The 19208-nt window shown below is 66.9% G+C and carries 20 protein-coding genes and 1 tRNA gene; 7 read left to right on the top strand and 14 right to left on the bottom strand.

The window, feature by feature from the left end; genetic code table 11:
• Positions 1-93: 93 nt before the first annotated feature.
• The 8 genes from fabF to AC5P6X_RS06610 all read right to left on the bottom strand — a co-directional run bounded on the left by fabF (position 94) and on the right by AC5P6X_RS06610 (position 6660).
• Entirely contained in the window at positions 94-1356 is a 1263-nt protein-coding gene (gene fabF, locus AC5P6X_RS06645; RefSeq protein ID WP_049444073.1) for a beta-ketoacyl-ACP synthase II, read from the bottom strand.
• Positions 1357-1499: 143 nt separating this feature from the next.
• Positions 1500-1739: an acyl carrier protein gene (gene acpP / locus AC5P6X_RS06640; protein ID WP_005408313.1), complete on the bottom strand. Its 240-nt coding sequence runs from the start codon at positions 1737-1739 to the stop codon at positions 1500-1502.
• A 152-nt stretch (positions 1740-1891) separates the two neighbouring features.
• Complete coding sequence (gene fabG, locus AC5P6X_RS06635) at positions 1892-2635, bottom strand: 3-oxoacyl-ACP reductase FabG (protein WP_005408312.1); 744 nt, start codon at positions 2633-2635, stop codon at positions 1892-1894.
• 82 nt (positions 2636-2717) lie between these two features.
• Positions 2718-3662, bottom strand: a complete 945-nt coding sequence (fabD, locus tag AC5P6X_RS06630; protein ID WP_049451097.1) for an ACP S-malonyltransferase — start codon at positions 3660-3662, stop codon at positions 2718-2720.
• Positions 3663-3918: 256 nt separating this feature from the next.
• Positions 3919-4701 (bottom strand): BUD32 family EKC/KEOPS complex subunit, encoded by a 783-nt coding sequence (locus tag AC5P6X_RS06625; RefSeq protein ID WP_005408310.1) that lies wholly within the window; start codon positions 4699-4701, stop codon positions 3919-3921.
• A gap of 78 nt (positions 4702-4779) precedes the next feature.
• Positions 4780-5757 (bottom strand): beta-ketoacyl-ACP synthase III, encoded by a 978-nt coding sequence (locus AC5P6X_RS06620; protein ID WP_088436031.1) that lies wholly within the window; start codon positions 5755-5757, stop codon positions 4780-4782.
• A 91-nt stretch (positions 5758-5848) separates the two neighbouring features.
• Positions 5849-6043 (bottom strand): 50S ribosomal protein L32, encoded by a 195-nt coding sequence (gene rpmF / locus AC5P6X_RS06615; RefSeq protein ID WP_005408308.1) that lies wholly within the window; start codon positions 6041-6043, stop codon positions 5849-5851.
• Between the two features lie 107 nt (positions 6044-6150).
• Complete coding sequence (locus AC5P6X_RS06610; protein WP_012479287.1) at positions 6151-6660, bottom strand: YceD family protein; 510 nt, start codon at positions 6658-6660, stop codon at positions 6151-6153.
• Positions 6661-6773: 113 nt separating this feature from the next.
• Between AC5P6X_RS06610 and AC5P6X_RS06605 the strand changes: the two genes are divergently transcribed.
• Positions 6774-7343, top strand: a complete 570-nt coding sequence (locus tag AC5P6X_RS06605) for a Maf family protein (RefSeq protein ID WP_049451098.1) — start codon at positions 6774-6776, stop codon at positions 7341-7343.
• A gap of 211 nt (positions 7344-7554) precedes the next feature.
• Here AC5P6X_RS06605 and AC5P6X_RS06600 read toward each other — a convergent pair whose 3' ends face one another.
• Positions 7555-9396 carry a glycosyltransferase family 39 protein gene (locus tag AC5P6X_RS06600; RefSeq protein WP_049451099.1) on the bottom strand — a complete coding sequence of 614 codons (1842 nt, stop codon included), beginning with the start codon at positions 9394-9396 and terminating at the stop codon, positions 7555-7557.
• Positions 9397-9438: 42 nt separating this feature from the next.
• Here AC5P6X_RS06600 and AC5P6X_RS06595 point away from each other — a divergent pair, with 42 nt between their 5' ends.
• The 4 genes from AC5P6X_RS06595 to AC5P6X_RS06580 are packed head-to-tail and all read left to right on the top strand — an operon-like array spanning position 9439 to position 13805.
• A complete protein-coding gene (locus tag AC5P6X_RS06595; RefSeq protein WP_005408304.1) occupies positions 9439-10392 on the top strand; it encodes an AAA family ATPase in 954 nt (317 codons plus the stop codon).
• A 2-nt stretch (positions 10393-10394) separates the two neighbouring features.
• Positions 10395-11339, top strand: a complete 945-nt coding sequence (locus tag AC5P6X_RS06590) for a DUF58 domain-containing protein (RefSeq protein WP_108270515.1) — start codon at positions 10395-10397, stop codon at positions 11337-11339.
• Positions 11332-13281 (top strand): transglutaminase TgpA family protein, encoded by a 1950-nt coding sequence (locus AC5P6X_RS06585; RefSeq protein ID WP_099605982.1) that lies wholly within the window; start codon positions 11332-11334, stop codon positions 13279-13281. Before AC5P6X_RS06590 ends, AC5P6X_RS06585 begins: the two co-directional genes overlap by 8 nt.
• On the top strand, positions 13278-13805 hold the full coding sequence (locus tag AC5P6X_RS06580; RefSeq protein ID WP_049451102.1) for a Slp family lipoprotein: 528 nt from the start codon (positions 13278-13280) through the stop codon (positions 13803-13805). The genes AC5P6X_RS06585 and AC5P6X_RS06580 overlap by 4 nt, the downstream gene beginning before the upstream one ends.
• A gap of 77 nt (positions 13806-13882) precedes the next feature.
• Here the strand turns inward: AC5P6X_RS06580 and AC5P6X_RS06575 are convergent, their stop codons facing one another.
• From AC5P6X_RS06575 to dnaX, 4 genes are all read right to left on the bottom strand, one after another.
• Positions 13883-14242: a histidine triad nucleotide-binding protein gene (locus AC5P6X_RS06575; RefSeq protein WP_108270514.1), complete on the bottom strand. Its 360-nt coding sequence runs from the start codon at positions 14240-14242 to the stop codon at positions 13883-13885.
• A 67-nt stretch (positions 14243-14309) separates the two neighbouring features.
• Positions 14310-14909, bottom strand: coding sequence for a recombination mediator RecR (recR, locus tag AC5P6X_RS06570; RefSeq protein WP_005408299.1), 600 nt, complete (start codon positions 14907-14909; stop codon positions 14310-14312).
• A 111-nt stretch (positions 14910-15020) separates the two neighbouring features.
• Positions 15021-15341, bottom strand: coding sequence for a YbaB/EbfC family nucleoid-associated protein (locus AC5P6X_RS06565; protein WP_005408298.1), 321 nt, complete (start codon positions 15339-15341; stop codon positions 15021-15023).
• A 6-nt stretch (positions 15342-15347) separates the two neighbouring features.
• Entirely contained in the window at positions 15348-17381 is a 2034-nt protein-coding gene (gene dnaX / locus AC5P6X_RS06560) for a DNA polymerase III subunit gamma/tau (protein ID WP_049451114.1), read from the bottom strand.
• A gap of 162 nt (positions 17382-17543) precedes the next feature.
• On the opposite strand from dnaX, the gene AC5P6X_RS06555 reads away from it, so the two are divergent.
• Positions 17544-17636, top strand: a tRNA-Ser gene (locus tag AC5P6X_RS06555).
• Between the two features lie 332 nt (positions 17637-17968).
• Here the strand turns inward: AC5P6X_RS06555 and AC5P6X_RS06550 are convergent.
• Entirely contained in the window at positions 17969-18379 is a 411-nt protein-coding gene (locus tag AC5P6X_RS06550) for a DUF3592 domain-containing protein (RefSeq protein WP_275043323.1), read from the bottom strand.
• Positions 18380-18728: 349 nt separating this feature from the next.
• Here AC5P6X_RS06550 and AC5P6X_RS06545 point away from each other — a divergent pair, with 349 nt between their 5' ends.
• Positions 18729-19172 (top strand): GNAT family N-acetyltransferase, encoded by a 444-nt coding sequence (locus AC5P6X_RS06545; RefSeq protein WP_049451108.1) that lies wholly within the window; start codon positions 18729-18731, stop codon positions 19170-19172.
• Positions 19173-19208 lie beyond the last annotated feature (36 nt).

Raw genomic sequence — 19208 nt, 5'->3', positions numbered from 1 at the left:
TCGACTGTCAGTCGACTGCTTTCCCATCAACGATCACCGCGGCGGATCGAAAGGCAGTCGACTAACAGTCGACTCTACAACCTACCGCACCGGTCAGACGCGCTTGAAGATCAGCGTGCCGTTGGTGCCGCCGAAGCCGAAGCCATTGGACATCACCACGTCCACCTTGGCCTGGCGTGCTTCGTTGGGCACGTAGTCCAGGTCGCAGCCTTCGCCCGGCTGCTGCAGGTTGATGGTCGGCGGGATGACGTTGTCCTGCAGCGCCATCACCGAGAAGATCGCTTCCACGCCGCCGGCAGCGCCCAGCAGGTGGCCGGTCATCGACTTGGTGGAGCTGACCATCATCTTGTAGGCGTGGTCGCCGAAGGCGGTCTTCATCGCCATGGTCTCGCCCAGATCGCCCAGCGGCGTGGAGGTGCCGTGCGCGTTGAGGTAACCCACCTGCTCCGGGCTCACGCCGGCGTCCTTCATGGCCATGACCATGCAGCGCGCGGCGCCTTCGCCGTTCTCGCTCGGCGCGGTCATGTGGTAAGCGTCGGAGCTGGCGCCGAAGCCGGCCAGTTCGCAATAGATCTTCGCACCACGGGCCTTGGCGTGCTCGTACTCTTCCAGGATCAGGATGCCGGCGCCGTCGCCCAGCACGAAGCCGTCACGGTCCTTGTCCCACGGGCGCGAGGCCTGTTCCGGAGCATCGTTGCGGGTGCTCATGGCCTTCATCGCGCAGAAACCGCCCACGGCGGTCGGCGACGAGCCACGCTCGGCACCACCGACCACCATCACGTCGGCATCGCCGTACTGGATCATGCGCATCGCGGTACCGATCGAATGGTTCGAGGTCGCGCACGCCGAGACCGCCGAGAACGACGGACCCTTCAGGCCGGTGATGATGCTCAGCTGGCCCGGCAGCATGTTGATGATGGTCTTGGGCACGTAGAAGGGCGAGATCTTCTTGCCCTCGTGGAACTCGATGGTCTGCTCTTCGATGCCAAGCAGGCCGCCGATGCCGGCGCCGACGATGGCGCCGATGCGCTCGGCATTGGCGTCGGTGATCTCCAGGCCCGAGTCGTGCAGGGCCATGAACGAGGCACCGAGGCCGTAATGGATGAACGGGTCCATCTTCTTGGCATCCTTGCCGCTGACCCGGAATTTGCCGAACAGTTCATTGTCGGCGGTGATGTCGAATCCCTTGACCTCACCTGCAATCTTGGTGGTGAACCGGTCCAGGTAGGCATCAGAAACGTTGGTCAGCGGACCGATGCCCGAACGACCGTGGGTGATGCCTTCCCAGCTGCTGGCCAGATCATTGCCCAACGGCGAGACGATACCCAGGCCGGTTACGACGACGCGACGCTTCATTGCTGTTTCTCCTGACCCGGATGATTTCTACGGGTAACTCGGTTTGCTTCGATGTGATGCCCAAACACACGGGGCCGCAACAGCGGCCCCATGGGGTGCGGTGCGCGGCAAGGAAATACCTGCACGCGCACTGCCGTCTGACATCAGGCCTTGACGTGGGCCTTGACGTAGTCGATGGCGGCCTGCACGGTGCTGATCTTCTCGGCTTCTTCGTCCGGGATCTCGCACTCGAATTCTTCTTCCAGGGCCATCACCAGCTCGACGGTGTCCAGCGAGTCAGCGCCCAGGTCATCGACGAACGATGCGCTGTTGGTGACTTCTTCTTCCTTGACGCCAAGCTGTTCGACGACGATTTTCTTGACGCGTTCTTCGATGGTGCTCATGGGATCTCGCTCCAGATGGAGTTGTGGTTCAAAAGTGGTCGCCATCAAAGGCGATGGCCGTGGGATAGTGTAGTGGAAACCGGCGCGGCCTTGCATCGCAGCAAAAACCTCAGCAGATCAACCACTTGCGGCGCAATCCCTGCGCCCCTTGCTTACGGCATGTACATGCCACCGTTCACATGGAGGGTTTCGCCGGTGATGTAACCGGCAGCCGGGCTGGCCAGGAAGGCCACCGCATGGGCGATGTCCTCCGGCGAACCCAGGCGTTCGAGGGCAATGTCGTTGATCAGCGCGGTGCGCGCTTCTTCCGGCAACGCCTTGGTCATGTCGGTGTCGATGAAGCCGGGAGCAACCACATTGACGGTGACACCGCGCGAACCGATTTCCTTGGCCAGCGACTTGCTGAAGCCGATGATGCCGGCCTTGGCGGCCGCGTAGTTGGCCTGGCCGGCATTGCCGGTCACGCCCACCACCGATGCGATGTTGATGATGCGGCCCTTGCGTGCCTTCATCATGCCGCGCATCACCGCCTTGCTGGTACGGAACACGCTGGTCAGGTTGGTGTCGATGATCGACGCCCAGTCCTCGTCCTTCATGCGCATCAGCAGGTTGTCGCGGGTGATGCCGGCATTGTTGACCAGGATCGAGATCGGGCCGAACTCCTTGGCGATGCCGTCCAGCACGCTGTCCAGCGCGGCAGCGTCGGTCACGTTCAGTGCACGGCCGTGGCCGCCGTGGGCGGCCAGGCGCTCACCGATCGCGGCAGCGCCGGATTCGGTGGTGGCGGTGCCGATGACGGTGGCGCCCTGGGCGGCCAGCAGATCGGCGATGGCGGCACCAATGCCACGGCTGGCGCCGGTGACCAGTGCGATTTCACCCTGCAGGGGCTTGCTCATGATGTTTTCCTCAGGCTGGGGCGGCCGCCGTACCCGTACCGCGTGCAGCGGCCACCGGTACGGTCGGCAGGAACAGGGGGAGTCAGGCCGACCATGCCTCGCGGGCGGCTTCGAAGTCGCCCAGGGTGGCCAGTGAACGGCCGTCGATGGCCTTGTCGATGCGCTTGACCAGGCCGGTCAGCACCTTGCCCGGGCCGCACTCGGCGATCCGAGTGATGCCACGACCGGCCAGCGCCTGCACGCACCCGGTCCACTGCACCGGCTGATACAGCTGCTGGACCAGCGCGGTACGGATCGCGTCGATACCGTCATGCACCTGGGCATCCACGTTCTGCACCACCGGCAGCTGCGGCGCCTGCCAGGACAGGCCGGCCATCACTTCGGCGAGGCGGTTGGCGGCTTCGCGCATCAGCGGGGTGTGCGAGGGCACGCTCACGGCCAGCTTGACGGCCTTGCGCACGCCCTTCCCGGCCAGCAGCGCCAGCGCGCGGTCAACCGCATCTGCGTCGCCGCCGATCACGATCTGGCCCGGCGAATTGAAGTTGGCCGGCACCACCACCTGGCTGCCCGCGGCTTCGGCGCAGACGTCCAGCACCAGCTGGTCTTCAGCGCCGAGCACGGCGGCCATGGCGCCGACACCGGCCGGTGCGGCTTCCTGCATCAGCTGGCCGCGCAGGCGCACCAGGTGCGCACCGTCATGCAGGCTCAGCGCGCCAGCGGCGACCAGGGCGGTGTACTCGCCCAGGCTGTGGCCGGCCAGCACCGACGGGCGCGGACCGCCCACGGCGTTCCAGGCACGCCACACGCCGATGCTCGCGGCCAGCAGGGCCGGCTGGGTGTATTCGGTACGGTTGAGCATTTCCTCCGGGCCACCCTGGGACAGCGCCCACAGGTCGACGCCGGCACCATCGGATGCTTCGGTGAAGGCTTCACGCACCTGCGGGTGCAGTTCGGCCAGCTCGGCCACCATGCCCACAGACTGCGAGCCCTGGCCGGGGAAGACAAAAGCGAGGGTGGATACGGTCACGCGGTCATCCGCTTGTTGCAATCGAAGCGGGCCATGATAAGGGCGAATCCGCTGTGTCGTCTGTACGTGCGCGTATGCAGGCGTATGGAGCGCGGCCGCGGGACAACCCGGCATCCGGTGCGGTGCCCCGCCCAGGTAGAGTCGACTGTCAGTCGACTGCCCTTCGATCAGCCGCTGAAAACCCGCGCTGCGCGCGGAAGTCGACTGACAGTCGACTCTACCGCAGCGCCAACCTGCCAGCAGCGCGAACCTGCCATCAGCAGAACAGCTGCAGCACGTCCAGGTCGCCGTCGGCGAGGAAGTCCACGCACAGGCCCACCAGCATCAGTACGCCCGCCGTGCTGGCGCCATGGGCGATGAAGATCGAATGCGCCAGCGCGCGCGCTGAACGGCCCAGCTTCATGCAGACCCGGGCCAGGCTGCGCAGGCGGCCGCTGACCGCGTGCACGTGTTCGCGCACAGGCGCCTGGGCCTCGCCCATCGCCTCGGCCATCATCGCCTGCAGCTGCTCGGGGCGGTCGGCGTAGTACTTGGCCACGCCGTAACCGAACATCAGCCAGTCGCGGGCCTGCGCTTCGGACAGATCCATCACTTCCAGCGGATCTTCCTCGAAGTCGATGAAGCCCACCTTCTGCCCATCCCAGGTGAGGTTGCGCGGCAGCGGCTGGCCGAAATAGGCGCCGCGCGCATGCGCTTCGGCGATGGCCTGCATGGCCGCCATCACCAGCCGGTCGCGGCCGGCCTCGTCGGCCTGGCGCAGGCAGGTATTGAACGAGCTGCCGTTGTCACCGATCACCAGCGCGGCGTGGCCGCTGCCCAGCACGTCGGGCACGTTCACGCCCTGCGCCTGCAGTTCTCCCAGGCGACGGGCTTCGGTTTCTCGCGCGGCATCACCACCACGGTGCGGCGGTGGCCGCAGGGCGTCCAGATGGAAACGGCGGGCAACGAAATTGAGCAGGCCCAGGGCCACTGCGCGGCTTCCCTTGCCGTACTGCTTCAGCCAGGCGCGCTGCCCTTCGATGACGATGGGCTCAACCATGACGTGTACTCCTTTAAACGCGTTACGGCCCCAGAGGGGCCGTAACGACAGAACTTCACATTGTCGTAACTTGCACTATCAATAGCGCAGCAGGGCCGAACCCCACGTGAAGCCGCCGCCGAAGGCTTCCAGCAGCAGCAGCTGGCCGCGCCCGACGCGGCCCGAACGCACCGCGGCGTCCAGCGCCAGCGGCACCGAGCCGGACGAGGTGTTGCCGTGCTTGTCGACAGTCACCACCACCTGGTCCATCGACATGTCCAGGCGCTTGGCGGTGGCTTCGATGATGCGCAGGTTGGCCTGGTGCGGAATCAGCCAATCCAGGTCGGACTTGTCCAGGCCATTGGCAGCCAGGGTCTCGTCCACGACCGAGTCCAGCGCCTTGACGGCGTACTTGAACACGTCGTTGCCCTTCATGTTGATGGTGCCACCACCGTTGGCGCCGTCCTTGAAGCCGGTCGAGACGCCCACCGGGTTCCACAGCAGCTCCTTCTTGCTGCCGTCGGCATGCAGGTGGGTACTGAGGATGCCGGTTTCCTCGTCGGCCTTGAGCACGACGGCGCCGGCGCCATCGCCGAACAGCACGCAGGTGGTGCGATCGTTCCAGTCGACCATGCGGGTCAGCGTTTCGGTGCCGATCACCAGCACGTGCCTGCAGTCGCCGGAACGGATGAACTTGTCGGCCACGCCCAGCGCGAACACGAAGCCCGAGCAGGCGGCGTTGACGTCAAAGGCAGGGCACCCCGCAACACCGAGCTTGGCCTGGATCAGGCACGCGGTGGAGGGGAAAATGAGATCGGGCGTGGTCGTACCGACCACGATCATGTCGAGCTGCGAAGCGTCGATACCGGCCGCTTCAAGTGCGCGCAACGCGGCCTGGTAGCCGAGGTCGCTGGTGGTTTCGCCTTCGGCCGCGATGTGCCGTTCACGAATTCCGGTGCGCGACTGGATCCACTCATCCGAGGTTTCGACCATTTTTTCCAGGTCGGCGTTGGTCAGGACTTTTTCCGGCAAATAGCTACCGGTGCCCGCGATCCTCGAATAGATCCGCTTGCTCATCATGTTTCCTGTTGCGCGGGCCGCCGATCACCGGCACGCCCGGGAAAGAAGGCAAAGGCCGCTGCCCGGGGGCAGCGGCCTTCCCGGCACATCAATCTTCTTCGACGGCCGAGGTCTTGGTCTGGATGACCTTCTTGCCGCGGTAGAAACCGTCGGCAGTGATGTGGTGACGCAGGTGCACTTCGCCGGTGGTCGGGTCGGTCGACAGCTGCTTGGCGCTCAGGGCGTCATGCGAACGGCGCTGGCCGCGGCGGGACGGGGTAACACGGGATTTCTGCACAGCCATGGGATTGCTCCAAACTCGGTTCGTTTTGCTTCGTCGTATCGTCGCGCAGGACGCCAGCGCCCAGCACACTTTCGCTTTCGCCGCAGCCGCCGACGACAATCCGGCTGCTATTGTTTCTTCAATGCCGCCAATGCCGCGAACGGATTGGCCTTCTTTGTTTCTTCTTCGCTCGGCGCCCAGTCCTTGTCGACTGCTTCACCGTCGGGCGACAGCGGTACCACCGGCACCGCCAGCACCAACTCGTCTTCGACCAGGTCCAGCGGACGCAGCTGGCCGTCTTCCGGCACCAGCAACGCCTCGTACTCCTCCGGCAGGGACGATTCCTCGTCCTCGTCGCGGATCAGGCCAAGCCTCTGGGTCACCTTCACCGGCAACAGGAATCGCTGCATGCTGCGCTGACAGGTCAGCGGCAACGCGGTGTCGATGGTCAGTTCCACATAGGATACCCGCAGGACTTCGTCGCGACCGAATTCAAGCGAGTAGGAACACTCGCCGTCGGTATCTGCGACCAGCCCCTGCAGGCGGGTCAATTCAGCCAGGGAGACCTGGCCGTCGAAGCGCCTTCGCGCTACGACCATCCGCCAAGCATCCAGCGATTCGGGCACGTTCGCGGACATAAGCCGCTGAATACTAAGGATCGGGGGGGCTGCTGTCAAATGCCCGCCATACAGCACTTGCTGCTGGCGCTGCGCACAGGCCAGACTGCCGCACCCTGCCCCGGTATTCTCGCATGTCACTGGTCCTGGCCTCCACCTCCCGCTACCGCCGCGAGTTGCTGCAGCGGCTGGGCCTGCCCTTCGACTGCGCGCGCCCGGAGGTGGATGAAACCCCTTTGAACGGTGAGACGCCGCTGGCCCTTGCAACGCGCCTTGCCACGGCCAAGGCAACCGAAGTCGCCGCCCGCCACCCCGGCGCCTGGGTGATCGGCTCGGACCAGGTGGCGGACCTGAACGGGCGGCCGCTGGGCAAACCGGGCACGGCCGGGGCGGCCTGCGCGCAGCTGGCGGCGATGTCCGGGCAGACAGTACGCTTCCATACCGCCATCAGTCTCACGCGAGACGGAGAATCATTCAGTGCCGTGGATCTGACCGAGGTCCGTTTCCGCGCGCTGGGCCATGAGGAGATCGCACGCTACGTGACCACCGAACAGCCCCTGGACTGCGCCGGCAGCTTCAAGTGCGAGGGCCTGGGCATCAGCCTGTTCGAAGCGATCGACAACCGCGACCCGACCGCGCTGATCGGCCTGCCGCTGATCGCGCTGTGCGGGTTGCTGCGCCAGGCAGGGTTCGCGGTGCCCTGAAGGCGACACACTGACTGCCGGCACCGATCGCGGAAACAGGCCGGACATGGGCCGGGTAGGACCTGAGCCGGGTAGCGTCGACTGTCAGTCGACCATCGCGCGCAGCGCGGGGTTCTGCCGGCGGCTGGAAGAGCAGTCGACTAACAGTCGACTCTACCAACATGGAGCACCCAACCAACCTGGCGCGCGACCACCTGGACCGCGCTCCGCCTCAGCGCCCGCGAACCTCGAACGGCTGCTCCTGCCATTCCTCCACGCTGCCATCGCGACCGTGCAGGCGCAGGCCCAGCCAATGCCGTCCCGGCGCCAGCGTGCTAGTGTCCAATGAAGCATCGAAGCCCACCGCCGGATGCTGCGGATCGGTGCTGTCCGGCCAGGTCTGGCGCACGTCGAATGCGCGGCCATAGCGCGCATCCCCCATCGAGCGGCCATCGACCAGCACCTCAACCCGTGCCAGGCCGACACCATCCTTGAACGCCCATCCCTTGATCGCCAGCGTGCCAGACACCTTTTCGCCGTTGGAAGGGGTATCCAGCCATGCCATTGCCGGAGTCACGCACGCCCCCGGCGCGCGCCGCGCCGGCAGCCGGAACAGCAGGAAACGCTGGAAACCATGGTCACTGCTGACCACACGCGGCGCCGGCAGCGGCCCCACCTGTCCGCAGATGGCGTGATAGCGCGCCAGCAGATCGCGATAACGCTGGTCACTGGGTGAAAGCACCAGCAGCATCGGCGTCGAGCGCTTGCCCTCATGCAGCAGTTCCCACTGCGCCAGCTGCGCGGTGCGCCCATGCTTGTCGTTGAGCGGATGCGGCAGCACTTCGATATCGCCATTGCCGAGCTGGAAGCCCAGCTCGGCCCCCACCTTGAAGTTCCCCGCCAGCACCCGCGTGCCCGCCGGCATCTGCTGCAACTCTTCGCGCACCGCCATCGCCAACGGCTGCCAGCCAGCGAAATTGCGCGGGTAGTACTTGCTGCCTGCCAGCTGCTCGCGCAACGCAGGCGTGGAGGCCATCAGGTAATAGCCGAACGCCAGCACCATGCCTGCGCCCGCCAGCCACCAGCCGGTGCGCCGCAGCCAGCGTGGCCAGCCGTTGAGCACCACCGGCACCGCCACCAGCAGGGCCAGGTAGCCCGGCAGCGGCCAATGGAAACTGATCCGCTCGACGTCGGTGAAGAAGCCCAGCAGGAAGATGCCCAGCGTGGATACGCCCCCGACCAGGCCGAAGTAGCGCCACTGCACGCGCGTGCCGCCGCCCCTGCGGGTACCGGCCAGCGCCACCTTCCACATCGCCATGCACAGGATCGGGGTGACCAGCATGGGCTGGATCACCAGGAACCACAGCCCGTTCCATTCGAACGTCCAGGGATGGCGCTCGACCACCTGGAACTTCAGGCCGGCGTCGTGGTTGTCCGCGTTCCATGCCAGCAACGGCAGCCACGCCAGCACGCCCACCGCCAGCGCGACCCATACGCGCGGATCGGCCAGCATGCGCCGCCCCTGCGGCAGCGCCAGCAACGCGATGAAGCCAACGCCGATGACACCGATGAAACGGTAGTGACTGAGCGCACCGATCGACAGGCCCAGCGCAAGCTTCATCGCCGACGATGCATCAACGTTGTGCAGCAGCCGCGCACCGGCGTGCAGGCAGATCACCGCGGCCAGTGCCATGGGCACATCCGGCACCGCCAGCAGGCCCAGCGTCGCCGACAACGGCATCAACAGCGTGAGGCTGCCCGCTTGCCAACCGGCCACATTGCCGAACCAGCGCGTGGCCGTGCGCACCACCAGCAACGGCAGCAGCGCGCCGATGGCCAGGAACGGCAGGCGCAACGCGAGCACATGCTGGCCACCGATCTCCACACCCAGGCGCGCCAACCACGCGGTCAGTCCGGGAAGGTCCGAATACGCAGCGGCCAGATGCTGGCCTTCCTGCCAATAGAACGCCTCGTCAACAAACAGTGGCAGCCGCGCAGCCACTACCAGCTTGGCCGCTGTGACCAGCGTCCATAACCAGAGAAATATTGTCCGCGCGCGCTGTTCGCCCTGCATTGCTCTATGGATAATCGAATGGATTCCAGACCTGAGACGATCATGCCAGCCTCGTCCCCCAATCCCAGCATGCTAACCGATCAACTGCGCCAGGCCCTGCGGGAGGCACAGGATCAGGTAAACGCACTGGTGCTGGGCAAGGTGCCGGAAGTCAGGCTGGCTTTCGTCGCCCTGCTTTCCGGTGGCCATCTGCTGATCGAGGATCTGCCCGGCCTGGGCAAGACCACGCTGGCGCATGCGTTGGCCAGCAGCCTGGGCCTCAGTTTCCAGCGCGTGCAGTTCACCTCCGACCTGCTGCCCGCCGATGTACTGGGCGTTTCGGTATACGAGGCCGGCAGCCGCCAGTTCCAGTTCCATCCGGGGCCGGTGTTCACCCACGTGCTGCTGGCCGATGAGATCAACCGTGCGCCGCCGCGCACGCAGAGCGCGCTGCTGGAGGCGATGGCCGAACAGCAGGTCACCCTGGATGGGCAGACCCATCCCCTGCCCGATCCGTTCTTCGTGATCGCCACGCAGAACCCGGTGGACCTGTCCGGTACCTTCCCGCTGCCGGATTCGCAGCTGGATCGTTTCCTGCTGCGCCTGGCGATGGGCTACCCCAGTGCGCAGGCCGAACGCGAACTGCTGCGAGGTACAGACCGCCGCGACCTGATCGCACGTGCCGTACCGAAGCTGGATGACACCCAGGTACGCGCGCTGCGTGAAGCCGTCAGCCAGGTCCATGCCAGCGATGCACTGGTCGACTACGTGCAGGCCCTGCTGACCCGCAGCCGCCAGCACGCCGGCGTGCGCGTGGGCCTGTCACCGCGTGCCGGCCTTGCGCTGCTGCGCGCGGCCAGGGCGCATGCACTTCTGCTGGGCCGCGGCCACGTGGTGCCCGAGGACGTGCAGACCCTGTTCGTGGCGGTGGCCGGTCATCGCCTCGTGGCCGAAGCCGAGTCCAGCTCGGGGCCGGCACTGGCACGGGCCATCCTGCAGACCGTTGCGGTGGACTGAGGGTGGCCACGCGCTGGGCACGACTGCAACTGCTGGCACGCCCGCGCAGGCCTGAAGCACTGCCGCAGCGCCTGGACCGCCATCGCATCTACGTGCTGCCCACCCGTTTCGGCCTGTTCGTCGCCGCGCTGCTGGCGGCAATGCTGCTGGGCGCACTGAACTACAACAACAACCCGGCGTTGCTGCTGGCCCTGCTGCTGGCGGCAGCGGCGATCGCCAGCGCCATCGCCGCGCACCTGCAGCTGTCCGGCGTACAGATCGACGCGATCTCCGCCGAGCCGGTTCCTGCCGGGCAACCACTGCGCCTGCGCGTGAACCTGTCACTGCGTGATCCGCGCGCACGCCACGGCCTGCACCTGCAGGTGGGTGACAGCGAAGCCTGGACCTCGCTGCCTGCACACGGCCGCGGTGAGGTGGAGCTGCAGGTTCCCAGCGAACGCCGCGGCTGGCTGGAGCTCCCGCGCATCCGCCTCTCCACCACCCAGCCACTGGGCCTGGTACGGGCATGGTCGTGGGTGTGGCCGGAACAACCGCTGCTGGTCTATCCGCAACCCGAGGCGCTGGCCCCTGCACTGCCGGAAAGCGGCAACGATCCGCTGCATACCCGAGCCCACGCCAGCGGCGAGGAACTGCATCAGCTGCGGCCCTATCGTGCGGGCGATGCGCCACGCAGCATTTCGTGGAAGCACTCGGCACGCCGCGACAGCCTGCTGGTGCGCGAGTACGAAAGGCCGGTTGGCATCGAAGTCATCCTCGATTGGCGCACGCTGTCCCCGCTGGGCCATGAAGCACGCATCGCGCGTTTGGCGCGATGGGTCGACATGGCCGAGCGCGAAGGCCGCCGCTACACCCTGCTGCTGCCTGCACACCCGCCGTTCGGGCCAGGCCAGGGCGCCGGCCACCACCACCTGTGCCTGCGTGCACTGGCATTGATGCCGCATGACTGAGACCACGCCCGCGCTCGACCGCAATGCCCGCAACTGGACCCTGGCCAGCGCGGCGTTGGCGCTGTTGCCGTTGCTGCTGCAGTTGCCGCCCCTGCTGGCGGGCGTGATCGCGGCCGCAGCACTCGTGACTGCGATCCTGTCGTGGCGGAAGGTGCTACCCATGCCGGTGCGCCTGCTGCTGGTGCTGGCCATGCTCGGTGCCATCGCCTGGCAGATGGGGATGGTCCGACCTGGGCGCGATACCGGTTGCGCCCTGCTGGCAGCGATGCTGGCGATCAAGTCCAGCGAACTGCGCAGCCGGCGCGATGCCCGCAGCCTGCTCGGGTTCGCGCTGTTTTCCCCGTTTGCGGCGTTCCTGCTCGACCAAGGACCACTGACCACGGTGTTGGCCGCACTGGCGGGGATCAGCGCGCTGCTCGCCCTGCAACGCCTGGCCGGGGATGAAGGCCACGCCGCCCAGCTGCCCTTGCGAGGGCAGCTGCGCGGCGTTGGCCGCCTGCTGGCGATCGGCCTGCCGCTGGCATTGGCCTGCTTCTGGCTGTTCCCCCGCCTGGCCACGCCACTGTGGGGTGTTCCCGAGCGCGCCGTGGGTACGCCGGGGTTGTCCGACAGCATGGAGCCCGGCCAGTGGCTGGACCTGATGGCCGACGACAGCCCGGCGCTGCGCGTGCAGTTCTTCGGCGCGGTACCCGAGCCGATGCAACGCTACTGGCGAGGACCGGTACTGACCGCCTTCGATGGCCGGCGCTGGACACGTGACCGCGCCAGCGAGCGACGGCCGGCGGCCGTGGTCGAGGCCGGCACGCAGGGCTGGGACTACCAGATCGACTACGAACCCACCGACCGGCGCCAGCTGGTGGCACTGGACCTGCCCAGCCGCGCGCCTGCAGGCAGCACGCTGGATGCGGACATGAACCTGAGCAGCGAGCGGTCACTGGCGTCGCTGAGCCGCTGGCGGTTGCATTCGGCGCCACCACAACGCTTCGACAGCACGCTGTCACCCTATCTGCGACGGGCCGCGCTGCAGTTGCCCAGTGGCTTCAATCCGCGCACCGCCACGTTGGCGCAGCAATGGCGGCAGCAGGCTGGCAGCGATGACGAGGCCATCGTGCGCCGCGCGCTGCAGTGGATCACCACCGACTTCTCGTACACGCTGGACACCCCTGCGGCAGGGCGCGACCCGATCGACGAGTTCCTGTTCGGCTACAAGGCCGGCTTCTGTGAACACTTCAGCTCGGCCTTCGTGGTGTTGATGCGCAACGCCGGCGTCCCGGCACGGGTGGTGACCGGCTTTGCCGGCGGCACCTACAACCGCCTTGGCGACTACTGGATCGTGCGGCGGATGGACGCCCACGCCTGGGCCGAGGTATGGCTGCCGCAGCGCGGCTGGGTACGGGTTGACCCGACCGCAGCCGTGGCACCGGAACGCATCCTGGACACACTGGACGACCGCCTGCAGGCCGGTACGGACACGCCACTGCAGCAACGCTGGCAGCAGCTGGGGCAGATGGGCGACTGGCTGCGCCGCGGCTGGAACGACCTGGTGCTGTCATTCGATGCACGCCGCCAGCAGCAACTGCTCACGCCGTTCGGGCTGGATGATCTGGGCCCCACGCAACTTGTCGCTGGCTTCGTGGTGGCAACGATGCTGGCCTTGGCGTGGATGGCCTGGCTGCTGGCCCGTGGCGAGCGCGAACGCGACCCGCTGCTGCGCGCCTGGCACCGGCTCGGACGGCGCTACGCCCGCCTCGGCCTGGCCCGTGAACCGCACGAAACCGCACAGGACTGGGCCCAGCGGGTGCACCGGCAGCGCCCTGACCCGGCCCTGCTCGCACTCAGCCAGCGTTTCGCCGACGCGCGCTACGCTGGAACTTGCACCGACCTCGCTTCATTATTGCGGGACCTGCGCAGGCATCGCCCGACTTCCGGAGCCTCCCCATGAACACCAAGTTCCTTCTCACCGCTGTGGCCACGCTGGCCCTGTCGGCCTGCGCCACGGCCCCCAAGCCGCTGCAGGGACAGTTCAGCCTGGTCTCCCCGCGCGACTCAGTCGCTACCCAGCAGATCGGCACGCCGGTCCGTTGGGGCGGTCGCATCATCGAAACCAAGCCCGGCCAGGGCGAGACCTGCTTCCAGATCATCTCGCGCCCGCTCAATGGCAGTGGCCGCCCGAACACCACCTCGTCCGACGCCAGCGACGGTCGTTTCATCGCCTGCCGTGCCGGCTTCTACGACCCGGCCGTGTTCGAAGCCGGTCGTGACGTGACCTTCATCGGCAAGATCGACGGCTACCAGAACACCCGCATCGGCGAGTACGACTACCGCCTGCCCAAGCTGTCGGCCGATGTGATCTACCTGTGGCCGGAACAGCGCCAGGTCGACGTGGTGCCCTACCCCTATGGCCCGTGGGGCCCGGGCCCGTATGGTCCGTACTGGGGCGGCTATGGTCGCTGGGGCTGGTGGTGATCGTCACCGCACAGGCATGACGGAAAAGGCCGCCCTCGGGCGGCCTTTTTCATCCGCGCATGGCGTGGACAGGGGCTTCAACGCCCAGGCGCACCGAAATGCCCCAGCGGCGCACCGGCCAGCAGGTGCATGTGGATATGGAACACGGTCTGCCCGGCATGCTCGCGGCAGTTCATCACGATGCGGTAGCCGTCCTGTGCGAAGCCCTCGCGGCGCGCGTACTCGGCGGCAGCCACCGCCAGCTTGCCGATCAGGTGCGCCTGCGACGGCTGCAGGTCATCCAGGGTCGGAATGATCTCGTTCTTCGGAATGAACAGCACGTGCACCGGTGCCTGCGGTGCGATGTCCTTGAAGCCCAGCACCTCGTCATCCTCGTAGACGATGGTGGCCGGGATCTCGCGACGGATGATCTTGCTGAAGAGGGTTTCGTTGCTCATGGTCGGCCTCGGCGGGGATGTCATCCGCATTGTAGGCCGGCCGCGCCGGGGGATGCCCGGCCGGCATTCAATCGCGGAATTCGCTGCGCGTTCCGAACGCGTGCGAGAGCGTGCCGCGATCGACGTATTCGAGTTCACCGCCAAGTGGCAGGCCCTGCGCCAAACGGCTCGGCTGCACCTTGCGTGCGCGCGCCAGCTGCGCCAGGTAATGCGCGGTGGCCTCGCCCTCCACAGTGGCGCTGGTGGCGATGATCAGCTCCTGCACCTCGCCCTCGGCCAACCGTCGCTCCAATTGCTCCAGGCCCAGCTCGCGCGGGCCGATGCCATCGAGCGGCGACAGCCGCCCCTGCAGCACGAAGTAGACACCGCGGAAGCCGGTGGCGTTCTCGATGGCCAGGCGGTCGGCCGGCGATTCGACCACGCACAGCTGGCTGCGCTCGCGGCTGCCGTTGGCACAGGTCGGGCACAGCTCGGTTTCGCTGAAATCGCGGCACTGCACGCAGTGGCCGATTCGCTCCACCGCCAATGCCAGTGTCTCGGCCAGACGCTGGCCACCTTCGCGCTCGCGCTCGAGCAGGTGATAGGCCATGCGCTGTGCAGTCTTCTGGCCGACGCCAGGCAGCACCCGCAATGCGTCGATCAATTGTTCAAGCAGGGGTGCGGACACGGCGGCATGCTTTCATGGCGTCGAGCACGCTCGACAGCTGTCTGTAGAGTCGAACCATGCTCGACCGAGGGTTGGAGCGGGCACCTGCAGCAGCAGGCGCCCCCTGGGAAATCAGAACGGCAGCTTCATGCCCGGCGGCAGCTGCATGCCGGCGGTGGCCGACCCCATCTTCGACTTCGACTCGGCATCGATCTTGTTCGAGGCATCATTGAAGGCGGCGGCGATCAGGTCTTCCAGCATCTCCGGGTCGCTGGTCAGCGACGGGTCGATGCGCACCTTGCGGCATTCCTTGGCACCGGTCAGGGTCACGCTGACCATGCCGCCGCCGGCGCTGCCGGTCACTTCGATCTTGGCGATTTCTTCCTGGGCCTTCTGCAGGTTTTCCTGCATTTTCTGGGCCTGCTGCATCAGTTGGGCGATGTTTCCGCGCATGGTGTCTTACTCGTCAAAAGAACGGATGGAATCGGAAACAACCCGGGCACCGTGCTGTTGGATCAGCACCTGCACTTCCGGGTCGTCCATGAAAACGGCCTCTGCCACCTGCTGCCGCTCACTACGCTGGCGGTCGGCACGCTGGTGCAGAGTCTCGGCCGGAACGTGTTCGGTTTCCACGGTCTCGACCACGATCTTCGGCGCCTGGCCGAGGGCCTTCTCCAGCATCTCGCCCAGGGCGGCCAGCGCGCGCTCCGAGCGCAGGTATTCAAATCCGGGCGAAAGGCCCAGTTTCAAGGTCCCGTGCTGGCAACTGATGAAGGCAGCGTTGGCGGCCAGCTGCCGCGACGGGCCGCTCAGGCCACTGTTGGCGACCAGATCCAGCCAGTCCTCGGCGCTGGCCAGGTCGCTCACACCTTCCAGCGGCGCATTCTCCTGCACTGGCGCCGGCTCGACCGGCGCGATGGCAATGCCTTCAGTGCGGAACGGGCGCTCGGGCGGTGCAGGCTCGCTGGGAGCCGCGACGGGAGCCGGCGGCTCATGCCAGGGCGCCACCATGGCAGCTTCCGGCCCAGCCATCTCGGCCGCCAGCGCCTCGTCACGTGCCTCGGCTTCGTCGGTGGCCCACGGCGGCAGGTCGTCGCCCACTTCTGTTTCAACGGACGGCGGCGTCGCTGCTTCGGCCTTCACCGGCGGCGGTGACACCGGCTCTTCCACCGGAACCGGCTCGGGCTCCGGCGTCGGGTCCGGTTCGGGTTGCGGGGCCGGCTCAGGTTCGGGTTCAGGTTCGCGCGGCGCGGCCTGCACCGGAGCGGCCACCTGCGCCACCACGGCCGGGCTTGCCGAAGCGGCGGCAGTCGCCGGCGTCGCTTCGTGGGTCCCCGCACCGGTGCCACCACCGGCAGCATTGCCACCCGGCGCATTGCCTGCCCCCTCCACCGACTTCGGCACCGGCGGGACCGCCGCGGCCGGGCGGAACGCCAGCATGCGCAGCACGGCCATCTCGAAGCCCGCGCGCGGGCTCGGCGCCATCGGCAGGTCACGACGGCCGTTCAAGGCCATCTGGTACCAGAGCTGCACCACTTCCGGGCGCAGGCGCTCGGCGAATGCGGCGGCATCCAGGCCTTCGGCAACGGCCGCACCCGGTACCAGCTGCTGCACCTGGATGCGGTGCAGGCCTTCGGCCAGCGCTTCCAGCACGCCACTCCAGTCCGGCGAGAATTCGGCCAGCGCGGCCACCACCTGCAGCAGGCGCGGGCCATCGCCGTCAGCCAGCGCATCGAGCATCGCCGCCACCTGGGTGCGGTCGACCGTGCCCAGCATGGTACGCACCACGTCCTCGCGCAGCGCACCGCCGGCATAGGCAATCGCCTGGTCCAGCAGCGACAGGCCATCCCGTAGGCTGCCATCAGCGGCCTTGGCCAGCTGCACGATGGCACTGCCGTCGGCCTCGATCTCCTCGGCCGCCAGGATGCGGGTCATCTGGCCCTGGATCTGGTCCTCGTCCAGGCGCTTGAGGTTGAACTGCAGGCAGCGGCTGAGCACGGTGACCGGCAGCTTCTGCGGATCGGTGGTGGCCAGCAGGAACTTCACGTGCTCCGGCGGCTCTTCCAGCGTCTTCAGCAGCGCATTGAACGCCGCCTTGGACAGCATGTGCACTTCGTCGATCAGGTAGACCTTGTACTTGCCACGCGAAGGCATGTACTGCGCGTTCTCGATCACCTCGCGCACGTCGTCCACGCCGGTGTTGGACGCGGCGTCGATTTCCAGCAGGTCGATGTAGCGGCCGGCGTCGATATCCAGGCAGGCTGCACACTGGCCGCAGGGATCGGCACTGGTGCCCTGTTCGCAGTTCAGCGACTTGGCGAAGATGCGCGCGATGGTGGTCTTGCCCACGCCGCGGGTGCCGGTGAACAGGAACGCATGGTGGACCCGGCCGCTGTCCAGCGCGTTGCTGAGCGCACGGACCACGTGTTCCTGGCCCACCAGCTCGGCAAAACGCTTTGGACGCCACTTGCGGGCAAGGACGAGATAGGACATCAGGCCACCGTTTTCCATCGGATGTTCCATTGTGCCATGCCTGTCCAGCCCCCTCGCCTCCGGCACATCTTTCGCGGGTTCCTGGCCGGGGTGCTTGTGAAGTGCCGCGCAGCCCGCTAGAATCTGCGCCCCTGCTGAGGCGTTTGCCGATGGCAGGGATCCGGAGAGGTGTCCGAGTGGTTGAAGGAGCACGCCTGGAAAGTGTGTAAGCGTCTAAACCGCGCTTCGGGGGTTCGAATCCCCCTCTCTCCGCCAGACAAACGCAAAAGGGCCGCCCACAGGGTGGCCCTTTTGCGTTTGTCTGGCGGATGGGATGGGTGGTGAGAAGCCCCGCCGGGGTTCGACGGTTCTGCAGGAGCAGAACCGGACAGCCGCAGGCTGGTCCCGGGGCGCAACGCGCATCGGGATCGGGTGCAGGGATGCACCCGACAATCCCCCTCTCTCCGCCAGATAAATGAAGAAGCCGCCCACTGGGCGGCTTTTTTTATTTGGCTGGCGGGAAGCGCGCTAGGTACCGGACTGAACAGGCTCTGCCGCCAGGGGCAGGTCCAACGGTCCGCCCGGCGACAGCGCGCGACCGCTGCGAGTCACCTGCGCCGGAGCAGTCCCCGCACGCAGACGCCGACGAACGCCAGCCCCAGCAGCATCCACACGACCGTCATTCCCCACAGCGCACCGAACGTATCCAGGACCGGCTCCAGGCGCGGTTGCGTCGGATCGTACAGCACGCGTACCGGCTGTCCAGGCTCATAGCCGAAGATCATGCCGCCCTGCGGGTAAGAGACGTGTTGGCCGGTCGCGGTGGTGAACGCAATCTGCGGATGCGATCCGCCCGCGTTCAGGCGCTCGACCTGGCCATCGACGGCATGCGCGATCTGCAGGAACTCAAGGCGATGCGTCACTTCGAAGGCGGCCACGGCAAGGATCAACAGCCCCACCGCGCCAAACAGCAGACCGCGCATGACCTGGGCAGTCCGGGAAAGAGAAGGGTCGGGCATCGCTGGGCAGCTCCGTTGCAGGCAGGAAGACGAATGGGGCCGGCGGATCCTGCCGCGCGGTCAGTCCCACGTGTCGAGAGCATAGCCCAAGAGCCGCCGCGCCCCGCTGCACGCCATCGCGCCCGCATCCGCCTCGCCACTACCCGCCACCGACGCACCCGCCTGGTGCAGGCGCCTGTGTTCCGCACAGTCATTCGAGGTGGGCGAAATCATCCGTGAGAAGATCGACTCCGCTCCATGTACCTTGGAGCACTTCGGCGGCTCCTGCGGCCTCGTCGCGCGATACCCCCTTGAGAAGGACAACGTCTGGACGGTTGAAATGCGCCCGGGCAACGCCAAGGCATTTTCCATGAACCTCCGCCTCTACCGCCCCGCCGATGCCAGCGCTTGCTTGTCGATTTTCGACAGCAACGTACCCACCTACTTCGCGCCCGAAGAGCGCAGCGACTTTGAGCGCTTCCTGCAAGAACAGGCCATGGACTGTGCATTCCAGGTCATCGAACGAGATGGCAGCATCGTGGCCTGCGGCGGCCTGTCGCGACGCGGCGACGGCAGTGCCGGTTTCTGCTGGGGCATGGTACAGCGCGCGCTGCACCAGCATGGACTGGGCCGGGAACTGGCGCTGGCACGCCTGCGCCAGGCCGAAGCGGATCCCTCGATCAAGCGCATCACGCTCAGTACCAGCCAGCACACCCAGGGCTTCTATGCTGGCCTGGGCTTCCAGGTGACGCGGATCGTTTCCAATGGCCACGGCGCCGGGATCGATGCCGTGGAGATGGAGCGGAGGGTCTAGCCCTCCGCACCGCCCTGGATCCACGCAGGCGTGGAT

It is taken from the genome of Stenotrophomonas sp. YJH_SMC_40 (assembly GCF_059368615.1).
This window is presented reverse-complemented; position numbering and strand designations above follow the sequence as displayed.

Excerpts from the sequence above, each read along its gene's own strand:
- fabF (WP_049444073.1), bottom strand. The coding sequence starts at position 1,356 with ATGAAGCGTCGCGTCGTCGTAACCGGCCTGGGTATCGTCTCGCCGTTG.
- acpP (WP_005408313.1), bottom strand. The coding sequence starts at position 1,739 with ATGAGCACCATCGAAGAACGCGTCAAGAAAATCGTCGTCGAACAGCTT.
- fabG (WP_005408312.1), bottom strand. The coding sequence starts at position 2,635 with ATGAGCAAGCCCCTGCAGGGTGAAATCGCACTGGTCACCGGCGCCAGC.
- AC5P6X_RS06625 (WP_005408310.1), bottom strand. The coding sequence starts at position 4,701 with ATGGTTGAGCCCATCGTCATCGAAGGGCAGCGCGCCTGGCTGAAGCAG.
- AC5P6X_RS06620 (WP_088436031.1), bottom strand. The coding sequence starts at position 5,757 with ATGAGCAAGCGGATCTATTCGAGGATCGCGGGCACCGGTAGCTATTTG.
- rpmF (WP_005408308.1), bottom strand. The coding sequence starts at position 6,043 with ATGGCTGTGCAGAAATCCCGTGTTACCCCGTCCCGCCGCGGCCAGCGC.
- AC5P6X_RS06610 (WP_012479287.1), bottom strand. The coding sequence starts at position 6,660 with ATGTCCGCGAACGTGCCCGAATCGCTGGATGCTTGGCGGATGGTCGTA.
- AC5P6X_RS06605 (WP_049451098.1), top strand. The coding sequence starts at position 6,774 with ATGTCACTGGTCCTGGCCTCCACCTCCCGCTACCGCCGCGAGTTGCTG.
- AC5P6X_RS06600 (WP_049451099.1), bottom strand. The coding sequence starts at position 9,396 with ATGCAGGGCGAACAGCGCGCGCGGACAATATTTCTCTGGTTATGGACG.
- AC5P6X_RS06595 (WP_005408304.1), top strand. The coding sequence starts at position 9,439 with ATGCCAGCCTCGTCCCCCAATCCCAGCATGCTAACCGATCAACTGCGC.
- AC5P6X_RS06585 (WP_099605982.1), top strand. The coding sequence starts at position 11,332 with ATGACTGAGACCACGCCCGCGCTCGACCGCAATGCCCGCAACTGGACC.
- AC5P6X_RS06580 (WP_049451102.1), top strand. The coding sequence starts at position 13,278 with ATGAACACCAAGTTCCTTCTCACCGCTGTGGCCACGCTGGCCCTGTCG.
- AC5P6X_RS06575 (WP_108270514.1), bottom strand. The coding sequence starts at position 14,242 with ATGAGCAACGAAACCCTCTTCAGCAAGATCATCCGTCGCGAGATCCCG.
- AC5P6X_RS06565 (WP_005408298.1), bottom strand. The coding sequence starts at position 15,341 with ATGCGCGGAAACATCGCCCAACTGATGCAGCAGGCCCAGAAAATGCAG.
- dnaX (WP_049451114.1), bottom strand. The coding sequence starts at position 17,381 with ATGTCCTATCTCGTCCTTGCCCGCAAGTGGCGTCCAAAGCGTTTTGCC.
- AC5P6X_RS06550 (WP_275043323.1), bottom strand. The coding sequence starts at position 18,379 with ATGCCCGACCCTTCTCTTTCCCGGACTGCCCAGGTCATGCGCGGTCTG.
- AC5P6X_RS06545 (WP_049451108.1), top strand. The coding sequence starts at position 18,729 with ATGAACCTCCGCCTCTACCGCCCCGCCGATGCCAGCGCTTGCTTGTCG.